This is a genomic window from Phormidium pseudopriestleyi FRX01, assembly GCF_017313335.1.
Taxonomy (GTDB): Bacteria; Cyanobacteriota; Cyanobacteriia; order Cyanobacteriales; family Laspinemataceae; genus Laspinema; species Laspinema pseudopriestleyi.
Genome location: NZ_JAFLQW010000626.1, coordinates 1 through 13,863 on the forward strand (window position 1 = coordinate 1; position 13,863 = coordinate 13,863).

The window sequence follows — 13,863 nt, forward strand, 5'->3', positions numbered from 1 at the left end:
GCAAAAAGTAGAAAAGTAACCGCAATGGCAGCGTCGCAAGACAGTTGTTTTGAGCGTCTAGAGGCACTTTGACAATGCCTTTGAAGATTACCTCGGTAGTCTACTCAAGAATCTCAGTGTCTTTAGACCTGAGAGTGTCAAGAAGGCTTAACCCCAAGCTGTATGAAATTCCCCTTTCCCCTGAAGAAAGGGGAATTCTCATGATTTCAGGCTCAAGACAAAATGGGCTAAGGGGGAGCATCTCATTTTGGTCGCCCTCACCCTAAATCCCTCTCCCAAAATGGGAGAAGCCTGTCCTGAGCCCTGAGCCAGTCGAAGGGTCGAAGCCTGTCCTGAGCCCTGAGCCAGTCGAAGGGTCGAAGGGGGGGTCGAAGGGGGGTTGGGGGATGAGGGCCAACTGTCCAAATTGAGATGCTCCCGGCTAAGGTGCCGATCGCCTTAAGCAGAAATTACCCAAATCCCGATCGCCACTCTCAATTCAATCCCTATTTATAACAAAGGTCATTAATCATGCAAACTTATCCCCCGATCGCCTCCTTGGAGAAATCACCGGATCCCCAAACCCTGGGTAAACAATCCAATCCAGTGGCACCGATTGAAATCACCTACTATACCGACCCCCTCTGTTCCTGGAGTTGGGCGGTGGAACCCCAGTGGCGACGCTTGCGCTACGAGTTTGGCGATCGCCTGGTTCTTCGCTATTCAATGGGGGGACTCCTTCGCGATTGGCAGCAATTTAGCGACCCCCTCAACCATATTTTCCGACCTGTGCAAATGGGTCCAGTTTGGATCCAGGTCCGACATCTCACCGGAATGCCCATTGATGAGAAAATCTGGGTGAAGAACCCCCCGACTTCCTCCTATCCCGCCTGTATCGCCGTGAAAGCCGCCTCACAACAAGGCCCGGAGGTGGAGGAGTCCTATTTGCGACGACTGCGAGAGGCGGTGATGTTAGAGGGCCGCAATATTTCCCAGAGGGAGGTTCTGCTGGAGTTGGGGGCCCAATTGAACCCGGAACTGGGCCTTGATGGCGATCGCTTTGAGAGGGATTTGGACCATCCTGATTCTATAGAAGCATTCCGCCAGGACCTGAAAGAAATGCGCTATCGCGGGATTGCCCGATATCCCAGCATCATGCTACGCCCGAACTCGGGGCGATCGCTGCTGATGATGGGATATCGACCCTATTCGGTCCTACGAGATGCCATCACCCAACTTGCGCCGGATCTCGAACCCCTGCGATCGGTCACCGATGCGATCGCCTATGCCACCCACTGGGAAACCATCACGGTTCCCGAGGTTGCCGTGGCCCTCAATCTGAACATAGAAGCAACAACCATCCTGCTTGATGAAGCAGTCAACCGGGGACAACTGGAAAAAGCTGGTTTCCTGTATCGCAAAATTGAGCGCCGAGCTTAAATCATAAACGCTTCGCCCTCGCGATCGTGCCATTGATGGTGACTTCGTTCGGAAATCAGGGGTTGTAACCGCAACTTTGGGGGAGACCCATCCAGGACATCAACGCGCAAAAAGGAGTAGGGGCGCTGCTTATGGGAACCCCGACCTTTGCGCCCGAGAAAGAATTTCGAGCGGGCCACCAGGCGCTCCTCCTCAGTTTCTGGGAACAACTCCCGTAAGTCGGAACCCTCTTCTCGCTGACGGCGCAAACTATATCCACTCCCGCCACAAATAAGCCAATTGATATGGGAGTCAGCGTGTCCGGTATCTCCGGTTTGTAAATACTCCAGACAGTGAGCATGACCACTGAGTACCAGGTCTAGGAGGGGCCTTCCTTGGGTTTGGTCGCCCACCACCTCCGCTACCTGATCGAGAACCCACCGCAGTTGACGGCGAATGGCGAGGGTCTGGCCTTGGTCCCACTTCGTTGCCTCGGTGACATAGGAGGGATGATGGAGATACAGGATTCGTCCCCGCACTTCCTTGTTATTCCAAGAGTGAATCAATCGTTGTTTGAACCAATTGAGTTGTTCAATATCGGTTACGGTGTTTTCATCGGATTCTAGTTGTTTCTCAATATCGAGTTTCATTTCTCCGATCTGCTCTAACTTGGTTTCAAGCTCATCGAGTTGCTCGGCATCATGGGGATTATTGGGGTTGAGTTGTTGCGATCGCGCGGTGAGTTCGACTTCCTGACGTTCCAACTCATCCCGGCGTTTTTCCAGCAACTTGCGGTATTTATTCCCCTCTTTGGTGTCGGGAAGGGGGGGCGGCTCATTAAAGGTATTAGAGTCTAGGGCAAAAAAGTCAATGCCACCATAGCGAAAAGTATAATAGCGATTCGGTAACCGGGTAAATTCTCCGGGTTGATATCGTAAACAGCGTCCGGTGTCTGTCTGGGCGGTGTAATGGCGATCGAAATGAGCCTCTAGTTGGAAGTCGGGGATGTCATTGAGGTAGTCGAGGAATGCTCGGGCGTAGGCTTTACCTTGGTCAGAACCATGCCATCCCACATCGAGATTGAAGTAGCCCCGCAGGAGATGGCGCAGGGGTTGGGCAGCTTGAGCGATCGCCCCGTATAACAGGGGGAGGTCATAGTAATCGTGGTTACCTGGGACGGGGAGAATTGGCAGTTTGAACACCATTTTGTTGTAGGCAATGCGATCGGGATGTTCTCCACCTACGATAAATTCGCGATAGGGTTCGATGAAGTTTTGGGGATAATATTCGCTAGAACCGACAAGATAAATCACATCGCCGGTATGCAGAATAAAGCGGCAGTTGTCCTGGTGTTGGACCATCTGTTCCGCGATTTGGCGTTGGGGGTTGTTTTTGATGTGGCGTCCGGATCCGCTATCGCCGATGACGAGAAAGGAAAACTCGCGATCGCCTGAGTTGCCGTCATCCAGCTCAAACCTGGTGCGATCAATCCCTTTAGACAGCAGCAAGGGATGTTGCGATCGTAATCGAGTTTTCATTTTCTCGATTTTAACCGCAGTCGCCGGATCCGATACAAATTTCATAACTCCTTATTCCTGTGTTTTTATGTTTCTTCTGCGGTTTCAATCGTAGTCCTAGGAACTCCCAAAGCATCTCTACCGAAATATAGAAGCAGGCATCCAATGGACTAATTTGCTTATTTCAGCAGGGAACCTACAGCGCTGTCAATCCGATGCATGATACATTTACATCGAACTGGCATTTTCTATAACAAATGGCACGCCAGATGCTCTATCCTTAAAACTCCACTGTGGCACAGATGAAGCCGATCGCACTTGACCATTGCACCGTTTGATGGAGGAGATGGCGCTGGAATGCGAACTCTACTGTCTGAACCTCTGTCACCGAGAGCATCTGTACCAACCTGTCACCATAGCTGGGTTTTTCCGACTTCGAGGGAGTAAACCAGCGATCGAGCATGGCAGGGGTGATGTGTAATTCCTGGTGCGATCGCTCGATTTGCAATTCTACCCGAAACCCCACGGATTCTAAACAACGTTGCAACTCCTCCCCATCCCAATTCACCATCGGATCCGTAGAGTCTTGATAAATCGCCTCTTCTGCTGACATCAGGCGATCGCCTAAATTTTGTTTGAGTCCTTTCCCTTCTAACAACCGATATAAGCGCTGAGTATAACGCGGCAGGGTTTCCCCTAAAACTAATCCTCCCGACTCCGACAGCAGGGACACCAAACCCCGGGCGATCGCCATTTTATCCCCTTCCCGAACCAAGGCATTTCTGCCCATAATTCGGTCAAATTTCACCCCAGGTGCTTGCTTATCCAGGGTTTGCCGAATTTGAGCTAAAGACGATGCCATCACCCTCGGACGCATTAATTCCGGTAGGGATGCAGATTGTTCCGTTAAAGCACTCACTTCTGAAGCATGACGGGCGATCGCATAAACGCCCCCTTCTGGTACTCGTCGGACTGCCTCCCAAGTGAGTAACCCACTTTGGGCGTTTAAATCCAGAATCAGATGATGCCGTTGGGGTTGCGCCATCTCAAATAGGCGATCGCGCACCTGGGACAGGCGATCGCCCACTTGTCCCAAAGTGCGATGTAACCACCGTTCCGCCATGCGATCGCCACTGCCATAAGTGAGAATCTCCGACGGTGCCACCCCCACTCCTTCCACCATTGCCGCTAACTGCGCTTCCCGCTGCCGCGCCACCAGGGTAGCAATTTCTGCCTCCTTCCCCTGATTAGACGGTTGATAAAACACCCGTCCCTGCAAACTTTGGGGTAAATATTGCTGTTCTACCCAATGATCTCGATAGGCGTGAGGATACAAATATCCGGCACCATGTCCGAACCCCTTTTTATCCCGGTTGGCATCCTTTAAATGGCTGGGAACCTCTGCCTCTCGTTCCTTTTCCACCGTTGCTAAGGCATCAAAAAAGCCCATAATACTGTTAGATTTAGCCGCAGTGGCTAAGTATAACGTAGCTTGGGCTAAATGATACCGTCCTTCGGGCATTCCCACGCGATCGAAGGTTTGGGCACAAGCATTCACAATCACCAAGGCATTAGGATCCGCCAGTCCAATATCCTCACTGGCTAAAATCAACATCCGACGGAAGATAAAACGCGGATCTTCCCCAGCATAAACCATTTTGGCTAACCAGTACAGCGCTGCATCCGGGTCCGAACCTCGTAAACTTTTAATAAAGGCACTGATGGTATCAAAGTGAGCATCACCTTCTTTATCATATAAAACTGCCCGTTTTTGGATGGATTCTTCCGCTACCTCCAAAGTGATGCGAATCTTGCCGGTGTCATCGGGGGGTGTGGTTTCCACCGCTAATTCTAAGGCATTCAACAGCGATCGGGCGTCGCCATTGGCAACATCCACGAGATGAGCAGTTGCCTGAGCATCCAGATGGACTTTCAAATGTCCATATCCGCGATCGCCATCCCTTAAAGTTTGCTCACAAATGTCCTGTAAATCCGTGGGAGTCAGGGGAGTCAGTTGAAAAATGCGCGATCGACTGACTAAGGCTTTATTTACTTCAAAATAGGGGTTTTCTGTGGTGGCTCCAATTAGAATTACAGTGCCATTTTCCACCCAAGGTAAGAGAGCATCTTGTTGGGATTTATTAAAGCGATGAACTTCATCTACAAATAGAATTGTCCGTTGTTCGGAGTCTTGCCGATGCTGTTGGGCAGAAGCGATCGCCTCCCGAATCTCCTTCACCCCAGAAAGCACCGCATTAATGGCAATAAACTGAGCCTTTGTACTATTAGCAATCACCCGCGCTAAGGTGGTTTTTCCCGTCCCTGGAGGACCATAAAAAATCAAAGAAGAGAGTTGATCCGCCTGAATTGCCCGACGCAACAACCGTCCCTCTCCCAAAATATGCTCTTGTCCAATAAATTCCTCCAAAAACCGGGGTCGCATCCGCGCCGCCAACGGTGCATCTTTATCAAGATTTGGTTGTGTTTTCGTCTTAAATTTCATTATCCCAATTAAAATTAATAAAACCCCAGCTTCAGTCGTTCCTGATGTTTGTAGTAACGACTGAAGTCGTTTCTTCTGGTGCATCCGATGTTTGGAAAGTCTGCCCTCATCCCACCTTACAACAGTAGGTTTTTTACATCCGGTTCCCGGACCTTGCCAAGGGGAGGGTTAGGGTGGGGTCCTCCTGACGTGCGATCGCCCTCCCCAAGAAACAGGTCCGGGAACCGGATGTAATCAAACTCAGGTTTGTAACTCAAACCCTGATGATTCATCGGGTACAAACTGCTAACCGTTGAGGGCCGACTGCCGGACAGTAGTCCTCAGTTAATCCCCATACTTTGCACTCAAAACTGGCATTAACGCGCTTGCCACTTTTACGCACGATCGCCCAATCACAATGGGGTAAAACTTGGGCTAAAAAGGTTTCCGCACTCGGGCGAGAAGGAAAGCCAAAATAGTCCACCCAGGGTTGTCCATCAGCGAGTAAAGAGACCCGGCGATCGCCCCTTTCGACTGTTTGCCAGTTGGCGGTTTTAGGACAGGACTGCAACAGATGGTTCCAAGTCTCTAAAACTTGAATAAGTTCGTCTTTTTTGAGACTTCTCCAGGATTGGGGATGGCCCAAAATTTTTCCAATGATTCCTGGAGAAAATACGGTCCCTTTTTGGCGGCGATCGATGATTGCTATCTCGTGGATTAACTGTTCTTTGGTCAGAGTGATAGCCATAATAGTTCAGGGGTGGATTTCATCTTATCCCTTTCCTTATTTTAGCATAAAAATCCTGTGAATTACCACAGTAGCCCTTAGAAAACTTTAGCGTTTGAGATAAATATATGACCCTTGATTTTCATCATCCGTCCCGAGAATTTTGCCTCCAGAAAGGCCAGGTAAAAATTCTAAAGCTTCTATTTTGTGACCTTTCATGGGATAGAGAGGAGCCAAAGAAGAAGCGGGACGAAATTCAATCTGGTCGCCGTTCATTGAAAACAGGCCAGCGGCATAAACTGCTGAATCAAAAGGTCCATCATTTCCCGGGTCGCGACTGGAACTAATATAGAGAATTCCAGCATTATTAACTTTCAGGTCACTAATGTGACGAACATCTTCCTCGGGCCAAGGAACGGTCATCAAAGCCGAGCCTTGGGGAGAGATTTGATAGTCGTTCCAGTCAAACCAGCCCCAATAAAGCACCCCGGAATCCTCGGAACTACCTCGATGACCCCAAACTGCTAACAATTGCCCATTAATGAGGTGTAAATCAAAGCCTTCTAAATTAGAATTTTCGGGCAAATTTGGAATAGAAAAGATGTGGATAAGTTGAATTTTACCCGTGGAATCCAGGGTGAAATGATAGACTCGTCCGGAACTGGTGACGGCCATAAAAGCGGAGTCGTCACTGTCTGGAACCCGGGCGATCGCCTCTAAATCGATTGGCCATTCTGCACCATCAGGCCACGGTCGGGGTAAATAATCTAAAGAATCTTGTCCGTGAACTGTTAAAATAGCGATACGACCGTCTCCCTCTATTTTGTTGTCATGGACGATCACAAAACAAGTAGCTGGGGGACATCCCATCTCATCCAGAGAGTTTTCAACTAGGGCGATACCACTAATGCCAAACAGAATGCCCGTTTTAACGGGACGCCACTGTGTCGAGGCGGACAGCAGGGCGATTAAAAGAATCAGAACTGTGGTGGCAGCAGCGAGGAAGAATGGTGGAACTTTACGCATTTGAAACCTCTCCAACGATAGTATCTTCCGTGACGGGTGGTTAGGATGAAGGCGATCGCCGATTGCAACCGAGGAAAATCCCAGAGTTGGGTCTATCCCGGGTGGGATGAACGACTCTGGATAGTGGCATTAGGGGGGAAATTTACCGCATCAGGTGATTGAGCTTTGAGGGACTAGACTCTATAAACAGACCTAGACTTCTGATTGGACAACCCTCAACATGACAGCCCTAGGGCAGAAAGGTACCTCCGGAGTAATACAATATCACTAGAGAATCAAGAGATTAGACCTCAATTTTTGTCAGCCTTCCCAAACAACCCAGGATCGGTCAAGATAAACCATGCCATCGAGGAAGACACTGCGCCGAATTATTAAATGCCTTTAATTTATGCTTGAAAGTACCCCTTTTTTTTTACGGTTAGCCATTGACCGCCATCCGTTAATCGTCACGCCAGATACTCCAGTTAGCGAGGTGATCGTGCTGATGAGCCAGGTCAAATCGAGCTGCGCGATCGTGGTAAAAGCCGATCAAATCCTGGGTATATTTACCGAACGGGATGTGGTGAAATTGACGGCACAGACTGGCGATCTGGAAAAAGAGTCATTTACCAAAGCGTTTAGTAAACAACCGATTTCTGCATTAATGACCCCTAGACCGTTTATCCTTCCCGAGGAGCATCTTCCGAATCTCGTCACCCTGCTGGATTTGTTGCGACAGAAACAGATTCGCCATTTGCCAATCGTGGATCCTGATGAAAAATTACTAGGGACAATTACCTACCAAAGCATTCGGGAAATTATCCAACCAGCAGATTGGATGCTCTTGAGACGAGTGGTGGAAGTGATGAACCCCAACGTGATTACGGCATCGCCATCGGCATCGGTGCTTGAATTAGCCACCTTGATGAGCATCCATCGAGTCAGTTGCGTGGCGATCGCCCAGAATCGCCACGCAACTGACTCAATGCGGACCCCAGAACTGCCGCCGATGCTCATCCCCATCGGAATCGTCACGGAACGGGATATCCTCCAGCTACAGGCATTAGAACTCAATCTCAGAAAACTGACCGCCGCCGAGGTGATGAGTTCGCCGTTACTGCGGGTACAACCGACGGATTGTCTGTGGACTGCTCATCAGTTAATGCGGGAGTATCGGGTCCGACGATTGATTGTTGCCGGTGAGGGCGATTGCTTAGAGGGAATCATCACCCAAACCAGTTTACTGCAAGGATGTACACCGATTGAAATGGATGCAGCGATCGCCCCATTGCAGGGATTAGTCGAAGAACGCACCACCGAACTGCAGCAGGCGAATGAGCAATTACGACGGGAAATTTTAGAACGCGAACATACAGAAGCGGCCCTGCGCCTGTCTGAAGCGCGGTTGGCGGGGATTCTCGATAGTGCCGATGATGCGATTATTTCCATTGATGAAATTCAACGGATTCAACTATTTAACCAGGGGGCGGAAAAAATCTTTGGTTACAGTGCAACGGAGGTGATGGGACAACCCCTAGATCTGCTGTTACCGGAAAATCTGCGTCAAAAGCATCGCCAGTATATTGGACATTTCGGCCACACCCCGGAAGTATCCCGGACAATGGGGACGCGATCGCAGGTTTTCGGACGCCGCAAAGATGGTAGTCAATTTCCCGCAGAAGCCTCTATTTCCAAATTAGAAGTGGGTTCAGAACGACTATTTACCGTCATTTTGCGGGATATTACCAGCCGAGTTGTAGCTCAAGAAGCCCTGCAATTGCAACTGGAACGGGAACGAGTCATGTCTGCTATGGGCGATCGCATTCGTTCCTCTCTCAATCTCAAAGAAATTCTCAACACCACCGTTGCCGAAGTTCGACAATTTCTAAATACTGATCGGGTGATTATTTATCGCTTTCACCCAGATTGGAGTGGCAAAGTTGTCGTCGAATCCTGTAGCAATGGAGTCAGGGAAATTCTCAACCTCACGATTCTTGACCCCTGCTTTCGCGAAACTCATGCTCAACTTTATAAAAAAGGGCGTCTCAAAGCCACGGCTGATATTTATACTGAATCCATCAGTCCCTGTCATCGCGATTTATTAGCCCAGTTTCAAGTTAAAGCCAATTTAGTCGTCCCGATTTTATTAAATGAAGATTTTCAGTCCAACTCTGAGGAGGACTGGGTGGAAAATTCCTCTGGGGATAACAACCAACTCTGGGGATTGCTGATTGCTCATCACTGTCAATGTCCCAGACAGTGGCAGAATTGGGAAACCGATTTCCTCCAAGAATTAGCGACTCAGGTGGCGATCGCTATCCAACAATCCACCCTCTTTGAACAATTGCAAGCGGCGAATCAAGAATTATATCGCCTTGCCTCTCTCGATGGTTTAACTCAAGTAGCGAACCGGCGCTGTTTTGATGAATTTATGAATCAGGAATGGCAACGAGGGACGCAAGATCCCCTCTCTCTCATTTTGTGCGATATCGACTACTTCAAACCCTATAATGATACCTACGGACATCAAGCCGGTGATGAGTGCCTCCAACGAGTTGCCGCAGCAATTCGTCATTGTATCAATCCCAAAGTCGAACTGATTGCCCGGTATGGGGGAGAGGAATTTGCCGCTGTTTTGCCCAATACAACCCTGAAAAAAGCCTTAGAACTCGCGGAACGACTTAGGACGCAAGTGGCTGGATTACAGATTCTCCATGCTCAATCTCAAGTGAATCCTTATATTACCATGAGTCTAGGAGTCGCGACCCTGATCCCTAGTCCGAAAACTAGCCCCACACAACTGATTGGCAATGCCGACGAAGCTCTTTATGTGGCAAAAGCTGGAGGACGCAATCGAGTCGTTTGTGCTTAATCTGTGCCTTTAATTCTATCTCACCCCCCATTCGTGCATCGTCTCCAGAATCGGTCTGAGACTCATCCCCAATTCAGTTAAAGAATACTCCACTTTGGGCGGAACTTGGGCATAAACCATCCTGTTAATCATCCCATCCCGTTCCAGTTCCCGCAGTTGCTGAGTCAGATCGCCCGGGGAGCCCTCACCCTAATTGGGTCTGAGGAGGCTGAAATCCTGTTGTTTGACCTAGGGTAAGCGCCTGTTTACTGGAGGCAGAGCCTCCTAGAGAGCGTGACTGGGTAGAACCCAGTCACGAGGAATGACGCTCAATCGTGATTTCATGTAGGGGCGCTTCTCTAAGCGCCCCTACAAATACACCTTGACAGGGCTTTGTCCGTATAGACCCACCGTTAACGGGTGCCGGTTTTGGCAGACCCTTGACAACCGGATTCCTGATCACATCCCCGGTTCAGGCGATCGCTACTCCACCCGAGAAGCAGATGACACATTGTCTAAATCTGGAGACTCCTGGAACACCGTTTCCAATTGATCCGGATTTAAAGGCGGACATCTGCCCCCAAAGACATCATGTAATAAGGTATAAAAACAAGGAATTATAAACAAAGTGAGAAACGTCGCCAAAGATAAACCCGAGAACACCACCACCCCCAAGGGTTGTAAAAACTCCGACCCTTCCCCAACCCCTAACGCCAAGGGCAACATTCCTAACACCGTGGTGATGGTTGTCATCAAAATCGGTCGCAAGCGTTGGGGTGCCGCTTTCAACATCGCTTGCCGTCGGTTAATCCCTTCTTCTTTATAAATTTGGTTGGCGAACTCCACCATAATAATCGCATTATTCACCACAATCCCCACTAACAGAATCGCCCCGACTAACACAGTCGCCCCCACCGGAGTTTCCGTAACATAAAGTCCGACAATTCCCCCCGCTAATCCTAACGGAACCGTGAGCATAATCACCAAAGGGTCAACTAAAGAATTGTACTGCACCGCCATCACCACAAACACTAGAAAAGCGGCTAATCCTCCTAACAATTTCAGGGAGTCTTGTAACTCTTGATTCGTTTGCGCCGAAGAAGAAGGAACCCGACTCACCCCTGGGGGAAAATCGATACCAGCCAGGACCTCAGCAATCTGCTCATTCGCCTCTTTCAGAGTTGCACCTTCAGTCAAAGAACCGCCAATAATAAACACCTGACGCTGATTAATCCGTTTAATTTCTCCCGGTGCCTGTCCTCGTTTTATCGTTGCCACATCCTGCAAGCGAATCGACCGATTATTCCCTACTAATAGGGGTAATTGTTCTAACTGAGTCACCCGTTGGACCACATTATCTGGTAAAGTAACGCGAATATCAACTAGGCGATCGCCCCGTTGGAGTTGAGTTGGAACTGCCCCTTGAATCGCCATTTGAATGGCTGACCCAATATCATTCACCGACAACCCATATTCGGCTGCCCGCAACCAATCTGGGCGAATTTGTAACTCAGTTTGTTGGGGGTCTGCATCGGGACGAAAACTTGCCAAAGTGACTTGTTCATCTAATGCCGCAAGGACTTCTTCCCCCGCTTGTGCCAACGCCCGAATATCCGGACCTTGTAACGTCACATCCAACTCGGCGCGAACTGGGGAATTCGTCAGAATAATTCCCCGGACACTTTCGGGACTCATTCGTAGGCGAGCATCCACGAGATTGAGCTTTTCAAATTCCCCATTGACTCGGGTAATAAAAGAGTCAATATCAGTGCCCGATTTCAAGGCAATGGTACTCGAACCCCGCAGGGGATTCGGGGAGACACTCGTACCAAAAAGAAAGCCTCCGGCGGTGGTAAAGGTATTAACCGTTTCCGGTTGATCCAGTAAAATCTCATCAACCTTGGCCATGATTTGCAGGTTTTGAGCGACGGTCGTATTCGGAGGAAACTGGGCAAATAAGCGAGCTTGACCTGTATTAATTCGGGGTAAAATTTCCTGGGGAAGTTCTGCGGCCAACCAAACACTACCGCCTCCTAAAACGATGATAGCCAGGGCAATCACAATCAAGCGCAGGCGTAAAACCCATTTTAAACTCCATTGATAAAGGCGACTAAATCCATTGAATCCTGCATTAAATAACCGGATTATAAAAAAATTACTTAATCCGCTGGTATAGGGAATTGCTAATAAGCGGGAGGTCAACATTGGAACTACGGTTAAGGCAATGATTAAGGAGGAGGCAACGGCAAAACTAATGGTTAAAATCAGTTCGCTAAAGAGTAGAGAAAACAGACCGCCAATCAGTAAAAAGGGTAAGACGCTGACGAGGTTGGTGGTGGTTGAGGCGAGTAAGGCCGACTCAATAGACCGACTGCTGACGGACGCTTGGGCGATCGCCTTAGAAGAGGTCAGTCGTTGATTCTGCTGACTTTTCCCCGGTGTCATCCCCACCCCTTCGGCGATGGTTTCAAGCATCACGATCGCATTGTCTACCACAATCCCCACACCGAGGGCCAATCCCCCTAAACTAAACACATTCAGGGACAGACCAAACACTTGCATTAAAGCAATGGAACTGAGAGTGGCGAGGGGAATGGCTAGGACAATAATCACCGTTTGGCGAATTGAACCCAAAAACAGTAACACTGCGATCGCCGCGAGTCCCGCCCCTGTCAACCCAGCGATCGCCACATTAAAAATGGAATTTCTAATAAAAACCGACTCATCTAAAGTCGGATAAATTTCCATATCTGGGGGAATTAACCCCGACAGACGTAACTGTTCGAGTCGCTGTTTGACCCCCTCTACCGCAGTAATCGTATTCGCATCCGGTTGTTTTTGAATGCTAACTTTCACCGCCGGTTCGCCATTGAGAGTCACCAACACCAACCGTTCAGCAGTCCCATCGATGATGTCAGCAAAATCCCGTAGATAGACTCGGCCTTGATTGGGAATTTCAAACGAGAGATTGGCAATCTCATCAGCGGATTCAAATCGTCCCTGGGCGCGAGTCAAAAGTTCTTCACTCCCACCCGATAACCGACCCCCCGCCACATCAAGATTGCGATCGCGCAACTCATTCAAAACCTGCATTAACCCCACTCCGAATGATTGCAATCGCACCGGATCAATGCGAACCTGAATCTCTTCAGTGATGCCTCCAGAAACCTCCACCCCAGCCACACCAGGGACAACCCCTAACTCTCGGGCTAATTCCTCATCGGCAAACACCCGCAAATCCACATCTTGTAGGGACGGGGACTGTAAAGCAAACTCATAAACTGGAGACTGAGAGGGGTCCACCTTAAACAATCGAGGGGAGTCCACCGTATCCGGGAGACGGCCTTGGGCGCGGTTAAAGGCAGCAGTTGCCTCATTCAAGGCCCGATCCACATCTCCCCCGGGTTCAAAAAATAAATCGACACTCACCCGACCTTCCCGGGTTTGGGAATAAACCTGAACCACCCCTTCGGTGGTACTCAGGGCTTGTTCTAAGGGTTTAGTAATCTCTTGAATAGCGACTTCAGGGGAGATTCCCGGGGAATTCAGGCGCAGTCCAATCCGAGGATAGGTAATGGCAGGAAGCAAATCCACTTGAATCGAAGTGAGAAAGAATACCCCTAGGACGATCGCCGTGGTGGAGAGGGCCAAGGTGCCAATATGCTGGCGAATTGCGGTTGCACTAATGCTGAATCCATTCATATTTTCGGGTTCTAACGGTGAACATTGAGCCCCTGCACGGACAAATGACAACTGACAAATGACAACTGACAACTGACCAATGACAACTGACAACTGACCAATGACAACTGACCAATGACAACTGACCAATGACAACTGACCAATGACAACTGACCAATGACAACTGACCAATGACAACTGA

The 13,863-nt window shown here is 49.3% G+C and carries 7 protein-coding genes and 1 pseudogene; 2 read left to right on the plus strand and 6 right to left on the minus strand.

Going from position 1 to position 13,863, the window contains the following annotated elements; all coding sequences use genetic code 11:
- Positions 1–510 precede the first annotated feature (510 nt).
- Positions 511–1,419 (plus strand): DsbA family protein, encoded by a 909-nt coding sequence (locus J0895_RS23745; protein WP_207090459.1) that lies wholly within the window; start codon positions 511–513, stop codon positions 1,417–1,419.
- On the opposite strand, the gene J0895_RS23750 is transcribed toward J0895_RS23745, so the two are convergent.
- The 4 genes from J0895_RS23750 to J0895_RS23765 all read right to left on the minus strand — a co-directional run bounded on the left by J0895_RS23750 (position 1,416) and on the right by J0895_RS23765 (position 7,150).
- A complete protein-coding gene (locus J0895_RS23750; RefSeq protein WP_207090460.1) occupies positions 1,416–2,981 on the minus strand; it encodes a metallophosphoesterase family protein in 1,566 nt (521 codons plus the stop codon). The genes J0895_RS23745 and J0895_RS23750 overlap by 4 nt on opposite strands.
- 214 nt (positions 2,982–3,195) lie before the next feature.
- Positions 3,196–5,502, minus strand: a complete 2,307-nt coding sequence (locus tag J0895_RS23755) for an AAA family ATPase (protein WP_242541549.1) — start codon at positions 5,500–5,502, stop codon at positions 3,196–3,198.
- 184 nt (positions 5,503–5,686) lie between these two features.
- Positions 5,687–6,145 carry a hypothetical protein gene (locus J0895_RS23760; protein ID WP_207090461.1) on the minus strand — a complete coding sequence of 153 codons (459 nt, stop codon included), beginning with the start codon at positions 6,143–6,145 and terminating at the stop codon, positions 5,687–5,689.
- An 87-nt stretch (positions 6,146–6,232) separates the two neighbouring features.
- Positions 6,233–7,150, minus strand: coding sequence for a hypothetical protein (locus tag J0895_RS23765; protein WP_207090462.1), 918 nt, complete (start codon positions 7,148–7,150; stop codon positions 6,233–6,235).
- 388 nt (positions 7,151–7,538) lie between these two features.
- Between J0895_RS23765 and J0895_RS23770 the strand changes: the two genes are divergently transcribed.
- Positions 7,539–10,001 (plus strand): diguanylate cyclase domain-containing protein, encoded by a 2,463-nt coding sequence (locus tag J0895_RS23770; protein WP_207090463.1) that lies wholly within the window; start codon positions 7,539–7,541, stop codon positions 9,999–10,001.
- Between the two features lie 15 nt (positions 10,002–10,016).
- Here J0895_RS23770 and J0895_RS23775 read toward each other — a convergent pair.
- Together J0895_RS23775 and J0895_RS23780 are read right to left on the minus strand one after the other, a co-directional pair.
- Positions 10,017–10,169 (minus strand): annotated as a pseudogene (locus tag J0895_RS23775) (winged helix-turn-helix transcriptional regulator); the annotation flags it as partial.
- Positions 10,170–10,463: 294 nt separating this feature from the next.
- Positions 10,464–13,682 carry an efflux RND transporter permease subunit gene (locus J0895_RS23780; RefSeq protein ID WP_207090464.1) on the minus strand — a complete coding sequence of 1,073 codons (3,219 nt, stop codon included), beginning with the start codon at positions 13,680–13,682 and terminating at the stop codon, positions 10,464–10,466.
- Between the last annotated feature and the right edge of the window lie 181 nt (positions 13,683–13,863).

What these genes read in the sequence shown, in the direction of transcription:
- J0895_RS23745 (WP_207090459.1), top strand. Translation starts at nt 511, where the DNA reads ATGCAAACTTATCCCCCGATCGCCTCCTTGGAGAAATCACCGGATCCC.
- J0895_RS23750 (WP_207090460.1), bottom strand. Translation starts at nt 2,981, where the DNA reads ATGAAATTTGTATCGGATCCGGCGACTGCGGTTAAAATCGAGAAAATG.
- J0895_RS23755 (WP_242541549.1), bottom strand. Translation starts at nt 5,502, where the DNA reads ATGCACCAGAAGAAACGACTTCAGTCGTTACTACAAACATCAGGAACG.
- J0895_RS23760 (WP_207090461.1), bottom strand. Translation starts at nt 6,145, where the DNA reads ATGGCTATCACTCTGACCAAAGAACAGTTAATCCACGAGATAGCAATC.
- J0895_RS23765 (WP_207090462.1), bottom strand. Translation starts at nt 7,150, where the DNA reads ATGCGTAAAGTTCCACCATTCTTCCTCGCTGCTGCCACCACAGTTCTG.
- J0895_RS23770 (WP_207090463.1), top strand. Translation starts at nt 7,539, where the DNA reads ATGCTTGAAAGTACCCCTTTTTTTTTACGGTTAGCCATTGACCGCCAT.
- J0895_RS23780 (WP_207090464.1), bottom strand. Translation starts at nt 13,682, where the DNA reads ATGAATGGATTCAGCATTAGTGCAACCGCAATTCGCCAGCATATTGGC.